This window comes from Kineosporia rhizophila (assembly GCF_021277265.1).
Classification (GTDB): Bacteria; Actinomycetota; Actinomycetes; order Actinomycetales; family Kineosporiaceae; genus Kineosporia; species Kineosporia rhizophila.
In genome coordinates, this window is the sequence record NZ_JAJSOH010000001.1 from 723,507 (window position 1) to 749,192 (window position 25,686).

Annotated in this window: 18 protein-coding genes; 15 read left to right on the top strand and 3 right to left on the bottom strand. The window is 70.2% G+C overall.

The window, feature by feature from the left end:
• Positions 1–96: 96 nt before the first annotated feature.
• The 7 genes from LWF15_RS03305 to LWF15_RS03335 all read left to right on the top strand — a co-directional run bounded on the left by LWF15_RS03305 (position 97) and on the right by LWF15_RS03335 (position 7,011).
• The gene (locus tag LWF15_RS03305) at positions 97–3,159 is read left to right on the top strand and encodes a transglycosylase domain-containing protein (protein ID WP_232808827.1); all 3,063 of its coding nucleotides are present in this window, start codon (positions 97–99) and stop codon (positions 3,157–3,159) included.
• Positions 3,156–4,817, top strand: a complete 1,662-nt coding sequence (locus tag LWF15_RS03310) for a hypothetical protein (protein WP_232808828.1) — start codon at positions 3,156–3,158, stop codon at positions 4,815–4,817. The genes LWF15_RS03305 and LWF15_RS03310 overlap by 4 nt, the downstream gene beginning before the upstream one ends.
• 77 nt (positions 4,818–4,894) lie before the next feature.
• Complete coding sequence (gene rpsF, locus LWF15_RS03315; RefSeq protein WP_232808829.1) at positions 4,895–5,185, top strand: 30S ribosomal protein S6; 291 nt, start codon at positions 4,895–4,897, stop codon at positions 5,183–5,185.
• A gap of 86 nt (positions 5,186–5,271) precedes the next feature.
• Positions 5,272–5,847, top strand: a complete 576-nt coding sequence (locus LWF15_RS03320; RefSeq protein ID WP_232808830.1) for a single-stranded DNA-binding protein — start codon at positions 5,272–5,274, stop codon at positions 5,845–5,847.
• 64 nt (positions 5,848–5,911) lie between these two features.
• Positions 5,912–6,148, top strand: a complete 237-nt coding sequence (gene rpsR, locus LWF15_RS03325) for a 30S ribosomal protein S18 (protein WP_232808831.1) — start codon at positions 5,912–5,914, stop codon at positions 6,146–6,148.
• A gap of 17 nt (positions 6,149–6,165) precedes the next feature.
• Positions 6,166–6,615 (top strand): 50S ribosomal protein L9, encoded by a 450-nt coding sequence (gene rplI, locus LWF15_RS03330; RefSeq protein ID WP_232808832.1) that lies wholly within the window; start codon positions 6,166–6,168, stop codon positions 6,613–6,615.
• Between the two features lie 195 nt (positions 6,616–6,810).
• Complete coding sequence (locus LWF15_RS03335) at positions 6,811–7,011, top strand: hypothetical protein (protein WP_232808833.1); 201 nt, start codon at positions 6,811–6,813, stop codon at positions 7,009–7,011.
• Positions 7,012–7,024: 13 nt separating this feature from the next.
• Here LWF15_RS03335 and LWF15_RS03340 read toward each other — a convergent pair whose 3' ends face one another.
• A complete protein-coding gene (locus LWF15_RS03340; protein WP_232808834.1) occupies positions 7,025–8,383 on the bottom strand; it encodes an MATE family efflux transporter in 1,359 nt (452 codons plus the stop codon).
• Positions 8,384–9,036: 653 nt separating this feature from the next.
• Between LWF15_RS03340 and dnaB the strand changes: the two genes are divergently transcribed.
• Genes dnaB through LWF15_RS03360 form a run of 4 tightly spaced genes read left to right on the top strand, consistent with a single transcriptional unit; the run spans position 9,037 to position 14,281 of the window.
• Positions 9,037–11,418, top strand: coding sequence for a replicative DNA helicase (dnaB, locus tag LWF15_RS03345; protein ID WP_232808835.1), 2,382 nt, complete (start codon positions 9,037–9,039; stop codon positions 11,416–11,418).
• A gap of 5 nt (positions 11,419–11,423) precedes the next feature.
• Positions 11,424–12,305, top strand: coding sequence for a phosphotransferase (locus LWF15_RS03350; RefSeq protein WP_232808836.1), 882 nt, complete (start codon positions 11,424–11,426; stop codon positions 12,303–12,305).
• A gap of 50 nt (positions 12,306–12,355) precedes the next feature.
• Positions 12,356–12,898 carry an endonuclease V gene (locus LWF15_RS03355; RefSeq protein ID WP_232808837.1) on the top strand — a complete coding sequence of 181 codons (543 nt, stop codon included), beginning with the start codon at positions 12,356–12,358 and terminating at the stop codon, positions 12,896–12,898.
• A gap of 9 nt (positions 12,899–12,907) precedes the next feature.
• Positions 12,908–14,281 carry an MFS transporter gene (locus tag LWF15_RS03360; protein ID WP_232808838.1) on the top strand — a complete coding sequence of 458 codons (1,374 nt, stop codon included), beginning with the start codon at positions 12,908–12,910 and terminating at the stop codon, positions 14,279–14,281.
• A gap of 3 nt (positions 14,282–14,284) precedes the next feature.
• Here LWF15_RS03360 and LWF15_RS03365 read toward each other — a convergent pair whose 3' ends face one another.
• Positions 14,285–16,597: an FHA domain-containing protein gene (locus LWF15_RS03365; protein ID WP_232808839.1), complete on the bottom strand. Its 2,313-nt coding sequence runs from the start codon at positions 16,595–16,597 to the stop codon at positions 14,285–14,287.
• A 399-nt stretch (positions 16,598–16,996) separates the two neighbouring features.
• Positions 16,997–18,514, bottom strand: a complete 1,518-nt coding sequence (locus tag LWF15_RS03370; protein ID WP_232808840.1) for a CCA tRNA nucleotidyltransferase — start codon at positions 18,512–18,514, stop codon at positions 16,997–16,999.
• 49 nt (positions 18,515–18,563) lie between these two features.
• On the opposite strand from LWF15_RS03370, the gene LWF15_RS03375 reads away from it, so the two are divergent.
• The 4 genes from LWF15_RS03375 to LWF15_RS03390 form a co-directional block, all read left to right on the top strand.
• Complete coding sequence (locus tag LWF15_RS03375; protein WP_232808841.1) at positions 18,564–19,049, top strand: NUDIX hydrolase; 486 nt, start codon at positions 18,564–18,566, stop codon at positions 19,047–19,049.
• Complete coding sequence (locus tag LWF15_RS03380) at positions 19,046–21,697, top strand: DUF6049 family protein (RefSeq protein ID WP_232808842.1); 2,652 nt, start codon at positions 19,046–19,048, stop codon at positions 21,695–21,697. The genes LWF15_RS03375 and LWF15_RS03380 overlap by 4 nt, the downstream gene beginning before the upstream one ends.
• Positions 21,694–24,351 carry a murein biosynthesis integral membrane protein MurJ gene (gene murJ / locus LWF15_RS03385; protein WP_232808843.1) on the top strand — a complete coding sequence of 886 codons (2,658 nt, stop codon included), beginning with the start codon at positions 21,694–21,696 and terminating at the stop codon, positions 24,349–24,351. The genes LWF15_RS03380 and murJ overlap by 4 nt, the downstream gene beginning before the upstream one ends.
• A gap of 248 nt (positions 24,352–24,599) precedes the next feature.
• Positions 24,600–25,686: protein kinase family protein (locus tag LWF15_RS03390; RefSeq protein ID WP_232808844.1), on the top strand; the 1,087-nt coding region annotated here is incomplete at its 3' end.

Below are 25,686 nucleotides of genomic sequence, written 5' to 3' on the forward strand. Positions count from 1 at the left end.
GGATTTGGGAAGAAGTGGGGGGCCGCCGCACACTAAAGCGATCCGACAACCGGACGAATGCCTCACGGCGTACGGAACAGGAGGGCAGCGAGTACCGTGGAACGTCCTTCTGGTCCATCCCGGGGCCGCTCAGGCTCGCCCGAGGGCGAACCCAACGGCCTTGGTGGCCGCCGTCTCGGCAACACCCCCGGTGGTCAGCGCGCCAACAACCAGCCCGGTCTGGGTGGGCGCCGGCTCGGTGCCCAGGGCCAGCAGGCCCGACAGGGGCTGGGCGGTAATCGCAACAACGGCCAGAACGGGCAGGGTCAGGGGCTGGGCGGGCGGTCAGCCTCGCAGTCGCGCCGCCCCGAGCAGCCTGACGCCCGGTACTCGCAGCCGCCGGAAGACAGTCGGCGCCGGTCCTCCGGCCCGGTCTCCGAGCACCGCAGCGCTCCGGTCGCGCCGCCTTCTCCCTCGCGCCCTTCTTCTTCGCGCCCCGACTCCTCTTCTTCGCGTCCTGACTCCCGCCCGCCGGCTGCGCCTTCGCGCCCGGCGGCTTCTTCGCGTTCGGCTGCTGCTTCACGGCCGGTCGAGGCCCCCAGCCCGTACGACCGGGATCCGTACCAGCGCGACGAGCCGATGCGCCCGGCCGGGGGCCCGCACACCCCGCGCCCCTCTTCGCGTACTGCCGATCCTTATTCTTCGTCCTCCGCTGCCGATCACTCTGATGCGCACACGGTTGCGTACGGCGCGTCGCCGTACGACGAGATGGGCGGTCCGGCACAGTCGCCGGACGGGATGCCGTCGGCCAGGCGGCCCCAGAACCGCCTGCGGGACAGCCGCGCCGGTCGTCTGCTGGCAGACACGGGCGCGCTGAGCCTGTTCGGTCGCCAGGAGGACGAGCAGCTGGACAGCACCACTGCACCACCTCGCCGTAACCCCCGCCCGCGTGGGCCCGGGGGTGGCGGAAACCTGCCTCCGCAGGGCTATCACCGCTTCATCAACTACCCGCGGTGGGGCAAGCGCGGCGTCAAGCGCTGGCTGCCCTCGTGGAAGCTGATCAGTGGGATGTTCACGCTCGGGCTGCTGATGGTGGCGGGCGCGGTGTTCTGGTTCTGGAACTCGGTGAGCCTGCCCACCTCGCAGGACGAACTGGTCAACGCCCAGACCACCACGGTGTTCTTCGCCAACGGCAAGGCCGAGCTGGGCGAGCTGAAGGTGCAGGACCGCGAGAAGGTCGACCTGGCGAATGTGCCGGAGCACGTTCAGCAAGCCGTCATCGCTGCTGAGGACAACACGTTCTACACCAACAGCGGTGTGCAGTGGACGTCCATCGCCCGGGCTGCCTTGTCCACCGTCACCGGCGGCGACACAGGTGGTGGGTCGACCATCACCCAGCAGTACGTGAAGAACATCTACGACCAGAAAGAGCTCACGTACCAGCGCAAGATGCGCGAGGCCGTGATGGCGATGAAGGTCAGCCAGCAGAAGAGCAAGCCCGAGATCCTCGAGAGCTACCTCAACACCATCTACTGGGGCCGCGACACCTGGGGCATCCAGGCCGCGTCGAAGGCGTACTTCGACAAGGAGTCCAGGGATCTGACGATCTCCGAGGGCGCTTATCTGGCCGGCATCGTCAACTCACCCAACAACGCAGACCCGCGTGCAGACGAAGCGGGCCGTAAGCGGGCCGAGTTCCGCTGGAACGTAGTGCTCGATGCCATGGTCAAGGAGGGCTGGCTCGCCGCCGACAAGCGCGCCGAGATGAAGTTCCCCAAAGTGATCAAGGAGAAGCAGGACACCTCGATCACCGGGCAGAACGCCTACCTGATGGAGATGGTCAAGGAAGAGGCGGCTGAGGTCGTCGGCATCCCCGAGGAAGAACTCACCACCGGTGGCTACGAGGTCACCACCACCTTCAACAAGGGGCTGGTCAAGGCCGCCGAGAAGGCGGTCAAGGAGCAGACTCCCGACTTCGCGCCCAAGGGCCTGCGGGTCGGTATGGCCACGATCGATCCGCGCGATGGATCAGTGCTGTCGATCTACGGCGGCAAGAACATCACCAAGGAGATGAACCAGGCCACGAAAGACGGGGCGCAGGCCGCCTCCACCTTCAAGGCCTTCGGTCTGCTGGCTGCTCTCAAAGACGGCGTGAGCCTGGACTCGTACTACGACGGCAACGACGGCCGGGTGATCCGCGGCGCCGGGGACTCGCGCAAGATCAGTAACTTCGGCAACACCGACTACGGCTGGATCAACCTGGTCAAGGCCACGGCCAACTCGGTCAACACGGTCTACGTCGACATGAACAACCAGGTCGGGCCGGAGAAGATGCGCCAGGCCGCGATCGACGCCGGTATCCCCGAGTCCGACGACCTGCAGAAGAACCTGGTCAACGTGCTGGGCTCGACCAGCGTGCACCCGATCGACCTGGCCAGCGCCTACGGCACCCTGGCGGCGCAGGGCATTCATCGCGACTGGCACGTGATCAAGTCGGTCAAGAAGGTCGAGACCGGCGAGGTCATGTTCAAGGCCGACAAGGATGCGACCAAGGGCGAGCGGGTCTTCGACGAGGGCGTGGTCGCCGACGCCACCTACGCGCTGGAGCACGTCGTCACCGAGGGTTCCGGCGAGAAGGCCCAGGCCCTCAACCGGCCGGTGGCCGGCAAGACCGGTAGCTCCACCGACAACCTGTCGGCCTGGTTCGTCGGCTACACCCCGCAGATGGTCACCGCGGTGGGGCTGCACCAGGTGAAGAAGGACGGTCAGAGCCTGGCTCAGATGAAGGGCTGGGACTCCAGCCTTCCCCAGGTCACCGGTGGTTCCGTACCTACCGACATCTGGACCGCGTTCATGCTCGACGCGCTCGAGGGCAAAGAGGTCATCGAGTTCCCGGATCCGGTCAACGGTGGCGAGGTGGTCAGCGCGTCGCCGACGCCCGAGGTCACCGTGGAGCCGACGCCGACCGAGACGCCGAGCGCTCAGCCGACCCAGACGATGGAACCGACCGAGCAGCCCAGCCAGCCGGTGCAGCCGACCGAGACCGGAACTCCGTCGGTGGAGCCGACCGAGACGGTCGGCGACGGCGAGGGCGAGGTCGATCCCACCGAGGATCCGAACAACGGTGGGATCTTCCCGACCGAGGATTCGGACGACGAGGGGAACGACGGGTTCGGATGACAGGCCGCCGGGTCCGGCAGCCCAGCCTGAAGCCGGGCTCGCCGCGCTGGTCGCAGACGCCGGCCGAGACAGACGACGGGGAGGGCGTGTACGCGCCCTCCCGGCTCGATCCGCTGGTGCGTTCGGCGAGCCCGGTGATCGGCGGCCCGGCCGGGCGACGGCTGGCCACCGCCACCGGTTTCTGGAGCGCTGCAACGGTTCTGGTGCTGCTGTCGGCGGCCGTCCTCGGTGCCGGACTGGTACAGAAGCAGCACTGCCGGGCGGCCGGGTGGACGTCGCCCGACCACTTCTGGCACGCCTGCTACAGCGACATCCCGGTGATCTTCGCCAGTTCCGGCCTGGGTGGATCGCACCGCCCGGGTCTGAGCGAGGCCCTGGGCTCGGCCGGCGGGCTGGGGCAACCCCCGCTGGCCGGACTGCTGATGTGGGTCACCTCCGGACTCGTCGACGGTGCCGACCCGGGCGCCAACCGCAGCTTCTTCGACCTGACCGCCCTGCTCCTGGCCGCCGTGCTCGCCGTCGGCGTGGCTGCGACCACCTTCGCCCTCGGCCGTCGCGGCTGGGACGCGGCCCATCTGGCGATCAGCCCGGTCCTGATCACCGCCGGCCTGATCTCGTACCAGATCCTCGGCATCACCCTCCTCGCCCTGGCGCTCTTCGCCCTCTCCCGTAGCCGCGCGCTGGCCGGCGGGGTGCTGCTCGGCCTGGGCATCTCGGCGGCCCCCCAGGTAGCGGTGGTCGCAGTGGTCGCCGCCGTTCTGGCGCTCTGGCGCAGCCGTCATCCGTCCCACCCGGCCGAGGCCGGTCGCGATCCCCGGGCCCTGGCCGCGGTCACCTTCGCCGGGACCGCGGCGATCACCTGGCTGGTGGTGCGGGTCCTGCTGCTGCCCGGGTTCACCGGCCAGTTCGGTGACATGGTGAGTGCCTGGCGCGACGGCGCCCCCGGCTACGGCTCGTTGTGGCTGGTGCCGCAGCTTCTCGGTGCCTCCGAGCCGGAACCGGCCTCGTCGTGGGGCGGCCGGCTGGCCCAGCTGCTGTTCGGGTGGTTGTTCAACGCCGACGCCCTGGGCGGCACCGCCACTTCGGTGCTGGTGGTGCTGGCCCTGATCGTTCTCACCGGGCTGCTGGTCCGCTTCACCGTGTTCCGGGTGCCCCCGCTGTCGCCCCTGCGCACCGGCGGCCGGCCGCCGAGCCTCGACCTGGCCGAGTGGGTCACCCGCCGACTGGCGCCCGCCTCGCTCGCAACCCTCGCCGTCGTCCTGCTGACCGCGAAATCCCTGCCCGCACAGTCGTCCTTACTTCTTCTGCCGTTGATCGCCCTGAGCGGGCTGCGCTGGCGCGACCACCTGATCTGGGCCGGCACCGAGGCGGTCTACTTCGTCGGGATCTGGCTCTACATCGCCGCCGAGACCACGTCCAACCGCGGCCTGCCCTCGCACTTCTACCTGATCATGCTGCTGCTGCGGCTGGCCGGGATCGCCTGGGTGGGGGTTCAGGGCGTGCTGGTCTACCGCTCCACCTCGACCCCGCCGGAGCCCGCACCCGACCTTCCGGACACCACGGCCGGGCTGAGAATCCACGAAATTTCATCTACCGGCCTTGACGAAGGTACGCTGCTGGGCGATCGAGATGCCGGTGCTCCCCGCTCCCTGGGGTGAGCGGCATCCCGACGACGCTTTAGCCCTCCTGTCACGGAGAGACCGTGACCGCTTAGACCGAAGGAGGTGGGTTACGCATGCGTCAGTACGAGCTGATGGTCATCCTCGACCCCGAGCTCGAGGAGCGGACCGTTGCGCCCTCGCTCGACAAGTTCCTCGGCGTCATCCGCAAGGGTGGCGGGACCGTCGAGAAGGTCGACATCTGGGGCCGTCGCCGGCTCGCGTACGAGATCAAGAAGAAGGCCGAAGGCATCTACGCGCTGGTCGACATGACCACGACGCCGGCCGACGCCAAGGAACTCGACCGCCAGCTGAACCTCAACGAGTCGGTGCTGCGGACGAAGCTGATCCGCCCCGGCGGTCGCTGATCCTTCTCACCGCCCACGTGGCCCTCACCGGGGCCTGAGGCCGGTACCCCCCAACGAAGCAACCAGCAGGACCGGAGAGAAACCGCATGGCCGGCGACACGACGCTCACGCTGATCGGCAACCTCACGAACGACCCCGAACTTCGTTTCACCCCGTCCGGGGCCGCGGTGGCCAACTTCACCGTCGCCTCGACCCCCCGCGCGTTCGACCGTCAGTCGAACGAGTGGAAGGACGGCGAGACGCTGTTCATGCGCTGCTCGGTCTGGCGGGAGGCGGCGGAGAACGTCGCCGAGTCGCTGACCCGTGGCTCGCGGGTGATCGTCACCGGGCGGCTGAAGAGCCGCACGTACGACACCCGTGAGGGCGAGAAGCGCACGGTCGTCGAGCTCGAGGTCGATGAGCTGGGCCCGTCGCTGCGCTACGCCACCGCCAAGGTCAACAAGACCTCGCGCGGTGGTGGCGGTGGCGGTGGCGGTGGTGGCGGCTTCGGTGGTGGCGGTGGCGGTGGCTACTCCGGTGGTGGCGGCAACAGCGGTGGCGGCGGTGGCGGCTACTCCGGTGGCGGCCAGTCCGGCCCGGCCGACGACCCGTGGGCCACTGGCCCGGCTTCGGGCGGCGGCGGTGGCGGTTTCGGCGGCAGCCAGGAAGAACCGCCCTTCTGATCTCTACGTCGGCCCCTCACCGGGCTGCCGACGAACCCCACTCGTGCAGTAAGGAGTAACCACGATGGCTAAGCCCCCCGTGCGCAAGCCCAAGAAGAAGCAGAACCCGCTGAAGGCCGCCAAGATCACGGTGGTCGACTACAAGGACACGCAGCTGCTGCGTAAGTTCATCTCCGACCGTGGCAAGATCCGGGCCCGCCGGGTCACCGGCGTCACGGTGCAGCAGCAGCGTGAGATCGCCAAGGCCGTCAAGAACGCGCGGGAGATGGCCCTGCTGCCGTACTCCAGCTCGGCCCGCTGAGCAGAGGGGACGCGAAGATGAAGCTCATCCTCACGCAGGAAGTCTCCGGTCTGGGTACCCCGGGCGACGTGGTCGAGGTCAAGGACGGCTACGGCCGTAACTACCTGGTTCCGCGCGGCCTGGCCACCAGCTGGACCAAGGGTGGCGAGAAGCAGGTCACCGCGATCCGCAAGGCTCGCAAGACCCGTGAGATCGCCACGCTGGACGAGGCCAAGTCGGTCAAGGCCAAGCTGGAGGCCAAGCCGGTCCGCCTCGCGGTCCGCGCCGGCGCCTCGGGCCGCCTGTTCGGTGCGGTCACCCCGTCCGACATCGCCGCGGCGATCGTCGCGGCCGAGGGCCCGCAGGTCGACCGTCGCAAGGTCGAGCTGCCGCAGCCGATCAAGACCACCGGCGAGCACGTCGCCCACGTCCGGCTCCACTCGGACGTCCAGGCGAAGGTCACGCTGAAGGTCGTCGCCGAGGGCTGATCCCCTGGGCATTCGAAGACCCCGGCTCCTGCTTCAGGCAGGGTCGGGGTCTTCTGCTTTGCGCAGGTGCGCGCCGGCTCGGGATGTCCAGGATGCTGAGGCGACCACACTCGTCCTCGATCACCACTGCGCCATGAGCCGACTCTCGTGGATTGGCCCTTTGGTCTTTGCGGCACAGGGACGAGAATTGGGTGCATGAGTGAGACACCCCGGCCCTCGTTCGGACGCCGCGTGTACATGGCCCTGTTCCAGATCATGGGCCCGGCCGACGTCCGCCCGGTGGGCCAGCCCGCAGCGCACAACCCCGACGACCCGACCGTTCCGCAGGGCTACCACCTGGAGACGTTCACCCAGCCCGACGGCATCAAGAAGCGCATCATGGTGAAGGACTCCTGAGCCGCTTCCAGGCTCAGCGATAGGCGCCCGTGACCAGCCACAGGTCACCCCGGGCGCGACGCCGCAGCACCACGGCCCGGACGATCATCCAACCGCCGGCGAAGGCCACCCAGAGCCAGACCAGGCCGACCTTGCCGTCCGGGCCCCACAGACCGATCGCGATGGCGGCCGGCGCGTAGAGCGCGGTCTGAACCACCGCCGCGTAGGCCAGGAACCGCCCGTCGCCCGCGCCGATCAGCACACCGTCGAGCACGAAGACGTACCCCGCGACGGGCTGAGTCAGCGCCGCCACGATCAGCGCCCCCGTGAGAGCTGTTCTCACCTCGGGATCGTCGCTGAACAGCGGGCCGAGGGCGCCGGCGCAGAGCAGAAGAATCACCGCGAAGACGATTCCGGCGCCGATCCCCCAGCGCACCATCCGTGCAGTGGCGTCGCGGACCCCCTGCACATCCCCCGCGCCCAGGGCGTTGCCGGTCAGCGCCTGGCCGGCGATCGCCAGCGCGTCCAGGCCCAGCGCCAGCAGGTTCCACACGTTCAGCGCCACCTGGTGCGCGGCCAGCGCGGGGGCTCCGAAGCCGGCGGCCACCGCGGTGGTCAGCAAGAGCAGCAGCCGCATCGCCACCGTTCGGATCAGCAAGGGGACGCCGGTGCGCCCCGCGAGCCGGACGCCGTCGAGTTGGGGCCACAGCCGCACCCCTGCCCGCCTGGCGTCGCCCACCACGTACCCCAGGGCCGCAACCGCCATCCCGCACTGGGTGATCGAGGTACCTAGGGCCGATCCGGCGATACCCCAGCCCACTCCGTGCACCAGGAAGAGGTTCAGGAGCGCGTTCACCACGGCCCCGCTGACGGCGATCCACAACGTCACCCGGGTGTTCTGCAGCCCCCGGAGGACCCCCACCAGCGCCAGGACGATGAGCATGGCCGGAACACCCGGCAGGGACCATCGCAGATAGGTGATGGCAGCCTCGCGCACCCCCGCCTCGGCGCCTGCGGCCCCGACCAGGTCCACGGCGTAGGGCGCGGCCGGATAGAGCAGCAGAACCACGCCCAGGCCGATCGCCGCCGCCAGCCAGGCCGCGTCCATCCCGATGGCGATCGCCTTGGTGCGCTCGCCCGCCCCCATCAGCCGGGCCACGCTGCTGGTGGTGCCGTAGGCGAGGAAGACGAAGATGTAGACGGCGGTGGTCAGGATCCCCGCGGCGATGCCCAGGCCGGCCAGTTCGGTGGTGCCCAGCCGGCCGACGATGGCTGAGTCGGCGAGCAGGAAGAGTGGTTCGGCCACCAGGGCACCGAGGGCAGGCAGGGCGAGCGCCAGGATCTGCCGGTCGGTGTTCCGGGCCCGGCCGGGATTCTTGCTCAGCCGGATCACCTCGTCGCTGGTCTAGGGCGGTCTGTGGCAGTTGCCGGCCCGGCCGTCGTGCTCAGCTGGCCGAACGCGTTCACGGCCCTGCCCACGCGTCCGCCCCCAGCGCGTCCGGCATTGCCACCTCACAGTGTGCCCGACGAGTAGGCAAGTGTCGGGTCCGTCCGGCGGGCGGGGTTCCGGACCCGCTCTTACCGACGGATCTGCATGCTTTGGTAACGGTGAGGTGACTGTGCACTGAATCGACGCAGGGTTTTTGGCATCCACAGGCCGTGGACAGCTGCGTGGCCGGTCAGAGGCCGTTTGGGGACAACCAGAACGCGCTTCATCCCCACTGATATCCACAACCTGTGCACAACACCCGGGGTTTGTCCCCAAGTTATCCACAGGCCTGGGGCAGTTGTGCACCGATTCGGGCCAGGGCTGTGGACAGTCTCTTTGAACCCACGCCCGGCGACCCGTATTTTCAGGGGGCCTGCTCATGGGTCGAGTCGGCCGCACAGTCAGCGGGTTCCACGACGAACTCGAAGGGTGGCCGGTGTGGCGCCCTTCGCAAGGTTGTCGTACCTCTCCGCTTGACTGAGCCGCGTCGCCCCGGCGGCCGGGTACCTCCCGGCCGGTGGCGATTGGTGCAGGGCAACAGCTGGGAAGAGGGTTCGATGTCCATCGTTGATCTGCCGGTGCCGTCCGACTCCGGCGGCGGTCCGGACCTCGGCCGGACCCCGCCGCAGGACGTGGCGGCCGAGCAGAGCGTGCTCGGCGGCATGATGCTCTCGAAAGACGCGATCGCCGACGTCGTCGAGGAGCTGAAAGGCACCGACTTCTACCGGCCGGCCAACGAGCTGGTCTACGACGCGATCCTCGACCTGTACGGGCGCGGCGAGCCGGCCGACGCGGTCACCGTCGCGGCCGAGCTCACCAAGCGCGGCGAGCTGGCCAAGGTCGGCGGCCCGGCCTACATCCACACCCTGATCTCCTCGGTCCCCACCGCGGCCAACGCCGGCTACTACGCCCGCATCGTCCGCGAGCGCGCCGTCCTGCGCCGCCTGGTCGACGCGGGCACCCGCATCGTGCAGCTCGGCTACAACGGCGCCGACGGCCACGGCGGCGGCGACGTGGAAGAGATCGTGAACTCCGCCCAGGCCGAGATCTACAAGGTCAGCGAAGCCCGCACCAGCGAGGACTACGCGGCCCTGTCCGAGGTGATCGAGGGCGCGATCGACGAGATCGAGGCCTCCAGCCACCGCGGCGACGGCCTCACCGGCGTCCCCACCGGCTTCGCCGACCTCGACGCCCTCACCAACGGCCTGCACCCGGGCCAGATGATCATCATCGCCGCCCGCCCGGCGATGGGTAAGGCGCTCGCGCTCGACACTGCGCTGCCCACGCCCGCGGGCTGGACCACGATGGGCGCCGTCCAGGTGGGTGACGAGCTGATCGGCGCCGACGGCCGGCCCACCCGCGTGGTGGCCGCCACCGACGTACTGCTGGAACGCCCCTGCTACGAAGTCGAGTTCTCCGACGGCAGCAAGATCGTGGCCGACGCGGAGCACCAGTGGCTCACCGAGACCAGAGCATCGCGCCGCTCCGGCAGCCGGGTCGCCGCCGAGGTCCGCACCACCGCGCAGATCGCCGCCACCCTTCGCTGTGAGAGCGCCGACCGACGCCTCAACCACAGTGTGCGCAACGCCGAGGCTCTTGAGCTCGCCCCGAAAGACCTTTTGGTGCCGCCATACACGCTGGGCGCCTGGCTCGGCGACGGTACGAGCGCGGCGGCCCAGATCACCTCGGCCGATCCCGGCATCGTGATCAGGCTGGAGCAGGACGGCCTGGACGTGGTCCCGAGCGCCAGCCACAGCCTGCGGTACTCGCTGCGTCTGCCTGAGGGCCGTCTGCGCACCATCGGAGTGCTCGGGAACAAGCACATCCCCGCCGACTACCTGCGAGCGTCTGAGACGCAGCGTCGGGACCTGCTGGCCGGGCTCCTGGACACCGACGGCACGGTGCACTCCACCGGCTCGGTGCAGTTCTCGGTGACCAACGAGCAGCTCGCCCTCGATGTGCAGGAGCTCGTGATCAGCCTCGGCTACCGGTGTACGGTCATGCGTAAGGCGGTGAAGGGCCGCCGCAAGGACTCGTCCGTGGCCCACACGCTGAACTTCACCACCGACGACCGGGTCTTCCACCTCGAGCGCAAGCACTTGGTGCACAAAGACCGGATGGCTCGCCGTTTCCACTGCCGCGACTCGCGTTTCATCACCGCCGTACGGCCGGTGCCGAGCGTGCCGGTGCGCTGTGTAGAGGTAGACAACGCGTCCCACCTCTACTTGGCCGGCCGCACGATGATCCCCACCCACAACTCCACCTTCGGGCTGGACATCCTGCGTTCTGCTGCAATTCACCATCGGATGACGTCGGTGATGTTCAGCCTCGAGATGGGGCGCAACGAGATCACGATGCGCCTGCTCTCGGCCGAGGCGCGGATCCCGCTGCAGAACATGCGCAAGGGCACGATGCGCGAGGAGGACTGGACCCGGCTGGCCCAGACCATGGGCGACGTGAGCGAGGCGCCGCTGTTCATCGACGACAGCCCGAACATGTCGCTGATGGAGATCCGGGCCAAGTGCCGCCGGCTCAAGCAGCGGCACGACCTCAAGCTCGTGGTCATCGACTACCTCCAGCTGATGACCAGCGGCAAGCGGGTCGAGAGCCGGCAGCAGGAGGTCTCCGAGTTCTCCCGGGCGATCAAGCTCCTGGCCAAGGAGCTGCAGCTGCCGGTGATCGCGCTGAGCCAGCTGAACCGTGGTCCGGAACAGCGCACCGACAAGAAGCCGGCCATGTCCGACCTTCGCGAATCCGGTTCTATAGAGCAGGATGCCGACATGGTCATCCTGCTGCACCGTGAGGATGCATACGAGAAGGAGAGCCCGCGCGCCGGTGAGGCCGACTTCATCGTGGCCAAGCACCGTAACGGCCCGACCGACACGATCACCGTGGCGTTCCAGGGTCACTACTCGCGCTTCGTGGACATGGCTCAGTAGGTCTTGTGGACGAGCGGCGGGGCGGCTGGCAGCGGGCTGAGAAGCTCGATGCGGAAGGCCTCGCCGCCCGGCTACGCATCGAGCACGGTGTCCGGCTCGAAGTCGAAGGTCCTTGTGCCGGTGGGGAAGTCGGTGCTGCCTTCGTCCGCTGGGAGCCGGTCGGAGGCCGGCGGCGCCGGTCAGTGCTGAAATGGCAGCCGCACTCTCGTCTGCAAGATCTGCGGGCCGGGCCGCTGGCGGTGCAGGAAAGCGCTCGGGCGGCCGGGCTTCCGGTCCCGGCGGTCGAGTTCGCGGCGCAGGTAGGGCACGCCGTGGTGATGGTGCAGGAGTTGATGCCCGGAGCCCCGGTCGACCGGTTCGACGCAGCGCTGCTCGGCCAGGCCCTGCAGCTCAACGCCCGGCAGGCCGGCCTGCTCCAGCACCACCCGACTGTTCCCCCGGTGCACCTTTACCTCGCTGAAGATGGCCCGGGCTACTGCCTGCACGAACCATTGCGCCGGCACAGCGCCAGAGGTGCTGCACTGGAACGCCGCATCGCGGCTACCCCCGCCGATCCCACCATGGCCGGGGACGACGTCGTCCATCTGGATTTCCATCCCGGCAACCTGCTGGCCTCGAACGGAATCATCACCGGCGTGGTCGACTGGGACGGCGCCGCCCGCGGGCATCGCGCATTCGACCTGGTCACCCTGCGATTCGGCCTGAACAACCGGGCTGACCCCGAGGTGACCAGCCGCCTCGACGACGTTCTTGATCAGGTGCCCACCGACGTCCTCAATCCGGCTTGGGCGCACATGAGCCTGCGGATGAGCGACTGGGCCATCCGGCACCACGCGCCCGCCGAAGTCCAGCAGTGGTTCGATCTGGCCGAGCAGCGCCTGAGCTGAGTTCGCCCAACACGGTACTTTCCTGCTTCCCAGAAGAACCCGAAAGCCCGATGGGGGACGATGTGCGCGCGGCGGTCGATGTCGGCTACCCACCCAGCGGGGGCGCCCGCGCGGCGCTGGTTCTCAGCGACTCCCCTGAGTTCGCGCGGATCACCGGCACTCGGGTGTCAATGGTGGACGAGGTGGCCCCCTACGAGCCGGGCCAGTTCTACAAACGCGAGCTTCCGGCCGTCCGCGCTGTCCTCGCCGAACTGACCGAACTGCCTCACCTCTTGGTGGTGGACGGGTTTGTGGACCTTGATCCGGCCGGTACCCCCGGGATGGGGCGTTACGTGCACCGCGAGTTCGGTATCACCGTGGTCGGGGTGGCCAAGACCGCCTTCCGTACCGCAGAACACGCCTTGGAGGTGCGGCGAGGCGCCTCGGCCCGCCCGCTGCACGTCACGCCGCCGGTATGCCCCCGGAAGACGCAGCTACCCTCGTGCAACGCCTCAGTGGCCCCCACCGGATCCCCGATGCGCTGCGGGCGGTGGACCGGCTCTCGCGAGGGCTCCCTCCGGTCTGATCGAGCCAGGAGCGGATCTGCGGCCTAGGGTTGTCGAGTGCCAGGGACCCAACAATCCTTCCTGTCCGACCTGATGGTGGTGCTTCGCGGTGCCAACTTCCGCAAGCTGTTCGCCGTGCGCCTGGTGTCCCAGGCCGGTGACGGCGCCTTTCAGGTGGGCCTGGCCAGCCTGATCTTCTTCTCCCCGGAACGGGCGACCACCCCTACGGCCGTGGCTCTGGCCGCGGTGGTCACGGTCGTTCCGTACACCCTGATCGGGCCCTTCGCCGGCGTCCTGCTCGACGTCTGGCCGCGTCGGCAGGTGCTGCTCCTGGCCAACGCCGTGCGCTCACTCATGGTGCTGACCGTGGCAACACTGATCTTCACCATCGGAGTCGGTCCGGCCGTACTGTTCACGGCTCTGGCCTGCCTGTCGGTGAACCGGTTCTTCCTGGCCGGGCTGGGTGCCTCACTGCCGCACGTGGTCCCCCGGCACGAACTGGTGATGGCCAACGCCGTATCGCCGACCTGCGGCACCGTGGCCACGATGCTCGGTGGGGCGATCGGCTTCGGCCTGCGCACCCTGCTCGGGCCGGGCGACGGCACCGACGCCACGATCGTGGTGATTGCGGCGCTGGCCTACGCCACCGCGTCGTTGCTCGCGCTGCGCATGCCCCGCAATCTGCTCGGGCCGGATCAGAGCGCGCCCCTGAACGTCCGCTCGCTCGGCACCGTGGCCCGCGACGTGCTGGGCGATCTGCGGGCCGGAGCGCAGCACGTGCGCAGCCGGCGCAGTGTGGCCAACGCGCTGGCGGTGATCGGCGCACACCGGATCGGCTACGGGATCATGACCATCACGGTGATGCTGCTGTGCCGCAACTACTTCAGCGATCCGGCGAACCCGGAGGCCGGGGTCACCCTGCTGGCCCAGGTGGTCGCTGCTCTGGGGGTGGGCGTGGCCGGAGCTGCGCTGATCACCCCGGTGATGGCGGCCCGCATCGGCGCCTGGCGCTGGATCGGGGTGTGCCTGGCCGTCGCGGCGATGGTGCAGGCCTTCTTCGTCGCCGACGCGGCGCTCTGGCTGCTCTACTTCGGCTCGTTCGTGTTCGGCCTGACCGGGCAGAGCATCAAGATCTGCGTGGACTCGATCCTGCAGAAGGACGTCGACGACTCGTTCCGGGGCCGGGTGTTCAGCTTCTACGACGTCGTGTTCAACGTCGCCCTGGTGTCGGCCTCCGGCCTGTCGATCATGCTGCTGCCGGAGGACGGCTACTCGCAGATGGTGTTCATGGACATCGCTCTGCTGTTCGGGGTGGCCGCGGTGGCGTACACCTACCGCGAGCACCGGCAGCGGGCTGCCGCCGAGGTGCAAAGCACGAGCGGGGGCCCGGAAGACCGGACCCCCGCTCGTCAGCGGAACTTTGGTGACTAGGGCCTAGCCCTCGACCTCGAACACGAAGCCGGTCTCGCCGCCCAGGTCCACCCGGGCACCCGGGGTGATCAGGGTGGGCACGCCCGGGTCGATGGCCTGCGGCGACTCACCCGGGAGGGTGAGCGCGGTGCCGTTCATCGCGCCCAGGTCGGTGAGCAGGACGTCCCAGCCGGAGGGCCGGATCTCGGCGTGGGTCCGCGAGACCTGGCCGGTGGAGCTGGCCACCGCGTGCAGGTAGGGCGTCTCCGGGTCGGCCGAGTTGGCCTGCGGCTTCGGGTCGCGGCCGAGCACGACCGGGCGGTCGAGCTCGATCCGGTCGCCGTTGTCGAAGACCAGCACACCCAGCGGCGGGCGGGCGACCAGGATCGGCGCCTGCGGCGGGACGGTCAGGCCACAGACCCGGCACTCGGAACGGTCGGGCGAGGTGACGTGCCCGGCGTCGCACCAGACCCCCAGCAGGCGCGGCGGCTCACGCTGGGCCTCCACCTCCTGCTCGGCCGACTCGGGCTCCTGGTCGTTCTCGGCCAGGGGGCCTTCGTCGAGGTCGTTCTCGGGCTCCTCGCCCTCGGTGCCGGGACGGAACGACCCGGGCAGGGCCGGGCCGCCGAAGGCCGGGGCCTGACCGTTGAAGCCGGAGCCGTTGAAGCCACCGCCCTGACCACCCTGACCGGACTGGCCGGGCGGGCCCCACGGGTTGTCGTCCTGGGCGCCCCAGCTCGGAGCCTCGGGCTGGAAGTCTTCTTCCTGCTCCTCGGCCTGGTTGCGGGAACCGCGGAAGAAGGCGGGGGGCAGGTCGACGCGGGAGACCTCGGAGGGGTCCTCGTCGGGCATCGGCGCAGCCGGCGGCTCGAAGATCGAGGCACCGCCCTGCGGCGCCCGGTCGGCCGGGTTGCCCAGCATGCGGGAACCGTTGACCGGGGAGTTCGGCTGGCTCGGGCCGGGCGGCGGCACCTGGTGCTCGGGACGCAGCGAACGACCCCGGACCCGCAGCGGCAGGTCGCCGATGGACGGTGCGGGCTGCTCCGGCTCGGCCGGCTCGGGCGTGAACGCCGCCGGCTCGGGCGAGAACGCGCTGGGGGCCGACGGGCCCGGTGAGAACGCGCTGGGCGCGGACGGTTCCGGCGAGAACGCGCTGGGCGCCGGCTCGGGCGCACCCCACGAGGGGGACGCCGCGGGGGCCTCGGGCGCCGACGGCTCGGAGCGGAACGCCGAGAACGGCTCGTTGTCGTCGGAGAGCGGCGGCCAGCCGGCCGGAGCCCCACCGGGACGCGGCTTGGGCGGCACGCCCGGACCGTGACCGTTCAGGCCGGAGATGTCGATGCTGCCGGACTCGGGGTTCGGCAGGTCGGCCGGCGACGGGCCCTTGGGCGAGTCGTCGGTGAGCAGGTCGTCGAAGTCGAACGACCGGGCCTGCTCGCCCTCGGGTGCGTCGGAGGCACCTTCGACGTCGTGCAGCTCGCCCGGGTCGTCGTTGCTGTCGCCGGACCCGAAGAACGAGGTGGGCGTGGGCGCCGGGGTGGAGGAGCCGGAACCCGAGCCGATGGACGGCTGCGGGGTGCCGGTGGCCGGGGAGTCGAGCACGGACGGCACGTGGCCGTTGACCTCGCGCTGGAAACCGCCGGTGCGGGAGGGGAGGGAGCCCCAGCCACCCTGCCGGGCCTCCGGGCCCGGGGCGCCGGAGTAGGCGGGGGTGCGGGGTTCCTCGTCCTCGGTGAGGTCGACGACCTTGCGGTCGGAGGCACCGGCCGAGGCCAGGCTGAGGGGGGCGGAGTCGTCGTCGGCCGGGGCGGCCTCGAGCGCCGTGGCCGCAGCGGCCGGGACGGCCTCGGCAGGCGCCTCGGTGATGCTCGCCGGGGCGTCGCTGTCGGCGTTCTCGGGAGTGATCAGCGTGTTCAGGGCCAGGCCGGAGACCAGCACGACTCCGGTGGCGACCGTGTAGGGCAGCTCCGCGCCGGCGTCGACGTCGCCCACCAGGACCCGGTGGGCGCCCGAGATCAGGCCCTCCAGCCAGGTGGTGGCGCCCGTCGCGTCCAGCCGGACCGGTTCCCCGGCCCTCTCGAAGCACACCGGCACGCTGCCCCGGACGAGGGCGCGCACGGCGTCCACCTCGACCCGGACGATGGCGAAGCTGGGTGCGGTGCGAATGCCCCGCCGGACCAGCACGTCGAGGATCTCGTCGACGGGTGCGTCGTCGAGGGCCAGCTCCCACAACGGACCGGCCAGCGACCAGTCTGTCGGCGCGTCCACGACGAGCACAGTTCTCGGCGCGACCACGGCAAGGAGTTGCCCTGCGGCATAGGCGATCCCGCTTTGCACGATGACTCCTCCCCTTACTAGTAACGACTTGGTCGCTCTGCGTTGTGTATTGCCTCGTACAACGGGTTGCGCCTGATCTCGCCTCAACTGTCCGAGGCCCCGCAACTCTAGAGTCCAGTTGGCCCGGAGGCCAACGGCGAGCCAAAAGAAAACCGACCAGGCTTACCCCATCGGGCTATCGGCAACCCTCGGACGCGCCGTGACACCACTCAATTGTTGCGAATGAACGCGCACCTCACGGGAAAACCAATCAGTAACTCAAAGTGATCACCAGTCGGTCTCAGCAACGGCACCACCCGTTCGGTGTCCATATTCTGGACATTCGGCGGATCGGATCTCCTCCATAGTCCCCGACCCGACCCGGCGGCGCGCCCGCTCCCGACATCCGATAGCTAACGATTAGGCCGACTGAGTGGAATCGCCGCCCGAAGGGGCGGCGGTTGCGCCTTCCGGGTCGGCCGTCGCCGCCCGCTCGCGCTCCCACCAGGCCACGAGTTCCTCCCGGGCCTCGTCCGGGCCGATCTGCCCGCGGTCCAGGCGCAGCTCCTTCAGGAACTTCCAGGCCCGGCCCACGTCCCGGCCGGCCGGGATGCCGAGGATCTCCATGATCTGGTTGCCGTCCAGGTCCGGCCGGACGGCGTCGAGCTCCTCCCGCTCGCGCAGCTCGGCGATCCGGCGCTCCAGGTCGTCGTAGGCCGAGGCCAGCCGGGCGGCCTTGCGCTTGTTGCGGGTGGTGCAGTCGGAACGGGTGAGCTTGTGCAGCCGGTCCAGCAACGGCCCGGCGTCGGTGACGTAGCGGCGCACCGCCGAGTCGGTCCAGGCGCCGTCGCCGTAGCCGTGGAAGCGCAGGTGCAGCTGCACCAGACGGGAGACCTGCTGGGTGGTGTCCTTGTCGAAGCGCAGGGCCTTCATCCGCTTGGTGGTGAGCTTGGCGCCCTCCATCTCGTGATGGTGGAACGAGACCCCGCCGCCCGCCTCGAAGCGACGGGTGGCCGGCTTGCCGATGTCGTGCAGGATCGCGGCCAGGCGCAGCACCAGGTCCGGTCCGGGCACCGGGCCGTCCGGGCCGTCCTCCAGCGCGATCGCCTGCTCCAGCACGATCAGCGAGTGCTCGTAGACGTCCTTGTGCCGGTGGTGCTCGTCGATCTCCAGCTTCAGCGCGGGCAGCTCGGGCAGCACCTGGGCGGCCAGGCCGGTGGAGACCAGCAGTTCCAGCCCGGGCCGGGGGTCGGGGGCCAGCAGCAGCTTCTCCAGCTCGACCCGGATCCGCTCGGCCGAGACGATCGAGATCCGCGCGGCCATCGCGGTCATCGCCGCCACCGCCTCCGGGGCCACCTCGAAGCCGAGCTGGGCCGCGAACCGGGCCCCGCGCATCATCCGCAGCGGGTCGTCGCCGAACGAGACCTCCGGCGCCCCGGGCGTGCGCAGCCGGCGGGCGGCCAGGTCCTCCAGCCCGCCGTAGGGATCGACGAAGGTGAGTGCGGGTAGTTCCAGGGCCATCGCGTTGACGGTGAAGTCCCGGCGCAGCAGGTCGGCCTCGAGCGTGTCGCCGAAGGCCACCTCGGGCTTGCGGGAGTCCTCGCGGTACACGTCGGCCCGGTAGGTGGTGACCTCGACCACGTGGTCACCCTTGCGGGCGCCGATCGTGCCGAAGGCCTTGCCGATGTCCCAGTGCGCGTCGCCCCATTCCCGCAGCAGCCGGATGGTCTCTTCGGGGCGGGCGTCGGTGGTGAAGTCGAGATCCGGGCTCTGCCGGCCCAGCAGCGCGTCCCGCACCGGCCCACCCACGAGCGCGAGCCTGTGACCTGCGGCGGCGAAGACCGAGCCGAGGTCGGTGAGCAGGGGCTGCAGCGGGACCAGACGTGCGACCGCCGCCCGTCGGGCGTCGGTCAGGTGGTCGGAGGGGGTCTGTGGCACGAGCCCCAAGCGTGCCAGATGGGTGCGCCAGGGTAGTTACAGTGACGGCATGCCCCGACCCTCACGGCCCCCGCACGGGCCGCGCCGGTCGCTGCCGACCGTGGAGGAGACCTCGGCCGGCGGCCTGGTCGTCGACCGTTCGCATCCCACCCCCCGCGGTGCTGTGATCGCCCGGCTGAACCGGGCCGGGCGGGTCGAGTGGTGCCTGCCCAAGGGCCATCTCGAGCTCGACGAGACACCCGAGCAGGCGGCGGTGCGGGAGATCGAGGAGGAGACCGGGATCCAGGGCCGGATCCTTCACGGTCTGGGCACGATCGACTACTGGTTCTCGGTCGAGGGCAAACGGGTTCACAAGCACGTGCATCATTACCTTTTGCTGGCCACCGGAGGTCAGCTGAGTACCGAGGGAGATCCGGACCACGAGGCGATCGACGTGGCCTGGGTCCCGCTCGGTGAAATGGACGAACGACTGGCGTTCCCGAACGAACGCCGGATAGCCCGTGAGGCGAGTGTGCGACTCCTGGATTCGGCGTGAGAAGACTGGCGAGGCTGCGCCAGGGACTCGGCGCCGGTGTGATCGGTCTGTCCGTGACGCTGGGCCTGCTGGGCCCGGCCGCTTCGCCTGCCCAGGCGGCGGATGCGGGGGTGAGCAGACAGACCCCGGCCCCCTCGGTCGTGGCCCGGGTGACGCAGGAAGCGGCCCCGAAGGCCCCCAAGGGCAAGAAGCTCCAGCTCGCGCTGACCCAGGTGAGTCCCACCTCGCTGACCTACCAGGACGACCTGGTGGTCAGCGGCACGGTGCGTAATCCGGGCAACCGGGCGGTGAAGAATCTCGATGTCGCGCTGCGGTTCAGCTACACCGCGCTGACCGGCCGGGACGCCGTCACCGACTGGGTGAGCAAGGGTGATGTGGCCACCACCAGCGCGGTTCTGAAGCAGGTCACGCTGAAGAACGTCCCGGCCAAGGGGAGCAGTTCGTTCAGCTTCACCGTGGAGGCCGGCAGCATCGGCCTGTCCAGCTACAGCAGCTCGTTCGGGCCCCGGCCGTTCTCGCTGGTCGCCACCTCGGCCCAGGGCAAGCAGCTGGACACCCTGCGTTCCACCGTGATCTGGGCCCCGGAGAACGCCGAGGCCAAGGTCGGCCTGACCATGCTCGCCGCCCTCACCTCGACCGTCCCCTCCACCACGGCCGGTCTGCCCACCGAGGAGGCCGCGGCCGAACTGCTGCCCTCCTCGCGGCTCTCGAACATCCTGACCGCCTCGGACGACCCGGCGATCGGCTGGGCGGTCGACCCGGCCCTGCTGGCCTCCGCCATGGCGTTGCGCGACAACGGGATCACCGAGGAGACCGAAGAGGACGCCGCCGCCACCCCCGAGCCCAAGGCCTCGGCGAGCCCCAGCAGTCCGGCCGGGAAGCCCAGCGCCACCGCCGAGACCTCGGAGCTGACCGATCTGGGCATCAGCAGCGAGGCAGCGAGCACGGCCGGAGGCGCCTGGCTGAACCGGATCTCCCAGGGCCGGGCGAAGCGCACCGTGATCGGCCTGCCGTACGCCGACACCGACCTGAACTCCCTGCTCAAGGGCGGAAGCAGCCCGAGCCTGCTGCGCCAGTCGGACAAGTTGGGCGAGACGATCGAGCAGGAGGCGCTGGGCAAGAGCCTGTTCTCCCGGATCGCCTGGCCGGCCGACGGCGTGATCTCCAAGCAGGCGCTCGAGGGTCTGGCGGCGACCCGGCACGAGTCGGTCATCCTCTCCGCCGCGCAGCAGCAGCCCAAGCCTGAGCTGGACTACACCCCCAGCGGCACGAGCCGGCTGGCCGCGAAGGACAAGGAGCTCACCGGGCTGCTCTACGACCCGGAGCTGTCGAGCCTGTTCGAGGGCGCCGGGCAGGACCAGGGCGCCGAGACCACGCAGACGATGCTGGCCACCCTGGCCGCGATCAGCGCCGAACCGGCCCCGGACACGGGCACCCGGCAGGTGCTGGCGGTGGCCCCGCGTGACTGGAACCCCAGCCCGCAGAACGTGCAGCGGCTCACCGCGGCCCTGCGGGACGCCTCCTGGGTGGAGCTGAGCAGCCTGAAGAACCTGGGCGCGGCCACCCCGGTGGAGCGGGCGGGGCACACCTACGGCAAGAAGGCGGGCCGGGCCGAGCTGCCCAAGGGCAACCTGAGCACCGCCCAGGCGATGGACCGCGACCTCGACGGCATCGCCCCCGCGCTGATCGAGAACCAGGACGTGGTGCGGCGGCTGGAGCAGCGGATCGCCTCGCTGCTGTCGTTCGCCTGGCGTTCGGACCTGGACGACCAGGCCGACGCCCGGCGCACGGTGATGAACGACGTGACCGGCCTGACCGGCGGCGTGCAGCTGTCGATCGGCGACGACAAGGTCTTCACCGCCCGGTCCGCGCCGATCTCGGTGGTGGTGGTCAACGACACCGACTACCCGGTCCGGGTGTCGGTGAGCTTCCGCGCCCGGTCGGGGCAGCTGAAGGTGACCAAGCAGCCCGAGGCGGTCACGATCGCGGCCCAGCACCGGCAGACGTTCCGGGTCGAGGCCCGGGCCATCGCCACCGGCGACGTGCTGGTCGACGCCTCGCTGCTGGCCGGCGAGGGGGCGAGCGCCGAGGTGGTCGGCTCGCCGCAGACCTTCGAGGTCAAGGTCCGGCCCAACTGGGAGAGCTGGGGCATGATCGGCATGGCCGTCGTCCTCGGTCTGCTCCTGCTGGTCGGCCTGCTGCGCAGCTTCCGGCGCAACCGCAAGCGGCCCAAGGTGCCGCTGAACACCGTCCCCGACGTCGACGACGAGGTCACCCGGGCCTCCCGTCAGGCGGCCCGGGAGGCGGCTCGCGAGGCCGCCGCCGAGACGGCCCGGCAGGAGGCGGCCCAGCGCCCGGCCGCCCGGCCGATCGCGCGGCTGGGAGACATCCCCGACCTCCCGGATCGCTCCGCCCAGCTGGGTGTGACCGATCGCGCACCAGGTCCGGCCTCCGGTGGCGCAACGTTCTCGGGTCCACAAGGCTCCAGGGGTGGGGGCGAGGAAGGCCGCACACCCGGCACCGGATCTGCCTCCGGGAATCCGGGTCCGGCCCAGGGTATGCATGAGCAGAAGTCCGGTTCGGTACCGACGATGACCGCGAAGGGAGCGGAGCGTCGCAGCCCGACGATGCCGAAGGAGAACAGGTGAGCGGGTGGCGGCCGGACGATGCCGCGCACCCTCCTCACGACCCGGATCGGCCGTTGCGACCCCGGCGGGCAGACAACCAGCACGAAGAGCCCTACGAGCAGGTGCAGCCGGACCCGTACGCCGAAGACCCGTACGCGGCACAGCGGGAGGCCGAGTACGTGGCTCAGCACGATGACCAGCAGTCCGGACGGCAGGGGTACGACCAGCCGGCGGACGCGTGGTGGAACCGGCCGCCGGAGAGCTCGCGGCGCCGACCGGCGCCCGCCGAGCCTTATGAGCAGCCCTACGACCAGCCTTACGACCAGCAGCAGCCGTACCAGGCGCACTCGGGCGAACCGGTGGCCCCGGCCGAGCCCACTCGGCCGATGCGACAGGACAGCCCCCGGCGGGCGCGCCGCCAGGGGCAGCAGGAGGTCTCCCCCTCCGAGCCGACCCGGCGGGTCCGGCCGTACCGCCCTGAGCAGGCGCCTCGCCAGGGTCAGGGCGGCCCGGTCGCCTACGGGCAAGATCCTCGAACAGAGGACGATCGTGGCCAGTACGAGCGCTTCGACGAGTACGCGTCGGCCGACTCGCGCGACGGCGCCGGCTCCCGGGCCCCGTACGAGCCCTACGACCAGGCGCGCGATGCGGAAGCCGACCCCGACCAGCCGTACTTCCACCCACTCGACCCGGAGACCCCGTCTCCACGGACGTCCACTCGTAGGGGTTGGCGCGCCACGCCGCCCTCCACGCCGCCCGGACGCCACTACGACCTCTCCGGCCTCGACCCGGCCGAGCTGACCGGCTCGCTGAACCTGCTGGGGCTGGAAGGCCCGGCGCTGCCCGCCGACGTCACTCAGCCGATCCAGGCCATCCGGGCGCCGATCGCGCGTGCCCCGCGCCGGCCACTGCCCCCGGTGGCCCCGCCTCCGCGCCAGCGTGATCGCGGGTATGCCGAGCCGGAGATCGAAGAGCCGGTCGAGGTCGAGGAAGAGACGCCGGCCAAGGCGGCCTCCCGGACCTCTTCGCTGCTGGGTAGCAGCGCGCTGATGGCCGCCGGAACGGCTGTGTCGCGCATTCTGGGCTTTGTCCGTGCGGCCGTCCTTGTGGCTGCCGTACAGCCGGGCGGTGACGGCGCCGCGGAGGCGTTCTCGGTCGCCAACATCATGCCCAACGCGCTGTACATCCTCCTGGCCGGAGGTGTGCTCAACGCGGTGCTGGTGCCGCAGATCGCCCGCGCGAGCAAGATGAAGGACGGCGGCGAGGACTACATCAACCGCCTGCTCACCGCCGCCCTCGGAATGCTGGCAGTGGTCACGGTGATCGTGATCCTGGCGGCGCCGTTGCTGGTGAAGGTCTACAGCGACGACCCTCACGTGTTCGAGCTGACTGTTGCGCTCTCGCTGTGGTGTCTGCCCCAGGTCTTTTTCTACGGCCTGTACACGCTGCTGGGGCAAGTACTGAACGCCCGTGGGTCGTTCGGCGCCTTCATGTGGGCGCCCGTGGTGAACAACGTCGTGTCGATCATCGGCCTGGCCATCTTCATCGGCGTGTACGGCACTGGCACGCAGGAGGTCGCGTCCTGGGACGGCCCCAAGATCCTTGTGCTGGCGGCCAGTCAGACGCTCGGGGTGGCGGCGCAGGCCCTGATTCTCATTCCGCTGCTCGGCCGCAACGGGATCCGTTACCGCCCCCGGTTCGGGCTGCGCGGGGTGGGGCTGGCCTCGGCCAGCCGGGTAGCCGGCTGGACCTTCGCCGCGGTGGTCGTCCAGCAGATCGCCTTCGTGGTGATCTCGAGGGTCACCACCACCGCGGCCAAACTGCTGCGCGACCGGCCGGACGCCTCGTTCTCCACCGGTAAGGCGATCTACGACAACGCCCAGTTGCTGTTCATGCTGCCGCACTCGCTGGTGGCCGTCTCGCTGGTCACGGCGCTGTTCACGCGCATGTCGAACGCGGCGGCGGAGAACCGGATCCGGGACGTCCGGGCCGACCTCTCCCTCGGTCTGCGTCTGACCGGTCTGGCCACCACGGTCTCGACCGCGGCGATCCTGGCCCTGGGCCCGTTCATCACCGCCTCGATGTTCCCGGGCAACGACCGCTCCGACACCACCGGTATCGCCTACGTGGTGATGGGGATGGCGCTGGGCCTGATCCCGTTCAGCGCGCAGTACCTGTTCCAGCGCGTGTTCTACGCCTTCGAGGACGCCAAGACACCGTTCTTCATCCAGATCGCCGCCAGCAGCACCTGGGCCACCGGCAACGTGCTCTCACTGATCCTGCTGCGCGAGCGCGCCCCCGAGTACATCGTGGTCGGCGTCGGCGTCTCGATGGCGCTTTCCAACCTGGTCGGTGCCGCCCTGTCGTACCTGATCCTGCGGCGGCGGTTCGGTGACCTGGACAGCCACCAGGTGTTCCGGGCCTACGCCGAGATGATCCTGGTGGCCGCGATCGGTGGCGGGGTGGCGTGGCTGCTCGCCCAGTCCACCGTGGCCTTCCTCGGCGACGGCTGGATCGCCTGCATCATCGCCACCGTCATCGGCGGCCTGGCCCTGCTCACCATCTTCGTGGCCGGCCTGCGTCAGCTCGGGGTCTCCGAGATCGAGGACGTGATGGGCCCGGTGCTGCGCCGGCTGCCCTCCTCGCCGGAGCAGCTGGCCCGCCACGCCCGCTGAGGCTCGGGTCACTCCTCACCCTGCGTTCCGGCTGGTTCCCGTCGTTGGGCGCAACGGCACGGAATGCGTCGTGATGTGGATGACACCTCGTTCCGGACGAGTGGGCCAACTACGATGGAATAAGGATCCGTACCGCGGTTCGCCGCAGCACCGGCCCATCGGGTTGACTGCTGACGAGTGACACCGATCGACACAGGTCTCACATGTACGCGGATTCTGCTGCCATCGGGCTGGAAGGAGCGCCGGGCTTGTCCAACGCCACCCGGGGCACCGTCCTGGCGGGCCGCTACCGGCTCGAGGACAGGTACCACGCCAACACTGAGGCGTCGGTCTGGCGGGCCGCCGACCTCACGCTCGACCGTCCCGTCACGGTGCGGGTGATGCGCCCGGGCCATCCGTACTCGCCCGACGTGGCCGACGCCGCCCGGCGGGCCGCCCTGATCGACGACCCCCGGCTGGTCCGGGTCCTCGACGTCGGCACCGACGGCGACCTGACCTTCGTGGTCAGCAGTCATGTCGACGGCGACTCGCTGGCCACCCTGATCGAGCGCTCCCCGCTGGCCCCACCGGTGGTGCGGCGCATCATCGGCGAGGTGGCCCAGGGCCTGCGCGGGGCCGCTGCCCGCGGGCTGCACCACCTGCGGCTCACCCCGCGCTCGGTGATCGTCTGCTACGACAACACGGTCAAGATCTCCGGCGTGGCCGTCGAGGCGGCCGGGGCCGGTCTCGAGCCGGTCGGGGCCACCCAGGCCACCCGGACCGACGCAGTAGCCCTGATCGCCCTGCTCTACGCCGGCCTCACCGGCCGCTGGCCTCTGGAAGACGCGGGGTTCCCGCCGGCGCCCCGGGCGAACGGCGGTGGGCCGATCGCTCCGGCCGAACTGGTGCCCGACATCCCCGGCGACCTGAACCGGTTGTGCCTGCTCACGCTGGGCCCGCTCGACAACGGCCCGCGTACCCCGGCCGAGGTGGTGGGCCTGCTCTCACCGTGGCCCACCCCGGAAGAGGCCCCGCTGCGCCCGGCCACCCGCCCGCGCGATCCGGCCACCCCCGTCACCCCCAACCCGGCCCTGGTCATGCGGGGGCGCTCGCACCGCGGGCAAACCCCAGGCTCCGGATTCCGTCCCGGCGGCCCGGTCACCTCCGGGCCGACCGGCGCCCCCTCGTCCTCGCCCGGATCTCCCAGCGAGCATTCCGCGCCCAACCGTCAGGTTTCTCCCATGACCCCCGCCGCCTCGGCTGAGGACGATCCTGACCGCACCGTGTCGGCCTGGCCGCCTGCGGGTGGTGAACTGTTCGACCCGCGCCGCCGCGATCAGGGGCAGGTCAGGCCCG

Excerpts from the sequence above, each read along its gene's own strand:
- LWF15_RS03355 (WP_232808837.1), top strand. The coding sequence starts at position 12,356 with ATGGGGGACGATGTGCGCGCGGCGGTCGATGTCGGCTACCCACCCAGC.
- LWF15_RS03320 (WP_232808830.1), top strand. The coding sequence starts at position 5,272 with ATGGCCGGCGACACGACGCTCACGCTGATCGGCAACCTCACGAACGAC.
- rpsF (WP_232808829.1), top strand. The coding sequence starts at position 4,895 with ATGCGTCAGTACGAGCTGATGGTCATCCTCGACCCCGAGCTCGAGGAG.
- dnaB (WP_232808835.1), top strand. The coding sequence starts at position 9,037 with ATGTCCATCGTTGATCTGCCGGTGCCGTCCGACTCCGGCGGCGGTCCG.
- LWF15_RS03335 (WP_232808833.1), top strand. The coding sequence starts at position 6,811 with ATGAGTGAGACACCCCGGCCCTCGTTCGGACGCCGCGTGTACATGGCC.
- LWF15_RS03310 (WP_232808828.1), top strand. The coding sequence starts at position 3,156 with ATGACAGGCCGCCGGGTCCGGCAGCCCAGCCTGAAGCCGGGCTCGCCG.
- rpsR (WP_232808831.1), top strand. The coding sequence starts at position 5,912 with ATGGCTAAGCCCCCCGTGCGCAAGCCCAAGAAGAAGCAGAACCCGCTG.
- rplI (WP_232808832.1), top strand. The coding sequence starts at position 6,166 with ATGAAGCTCATCCTCACGCAGGAAGTCTCCGGTCTGGGTACCCCGGGC.
- LWF15_RS03375 (WP_232808841.1), top strand. The coding sequence starts at position 18,564 with ATGCCCCGACCCTCACGGCCCCCGCACGGGCCGCGCCGGTCGCTGCCG.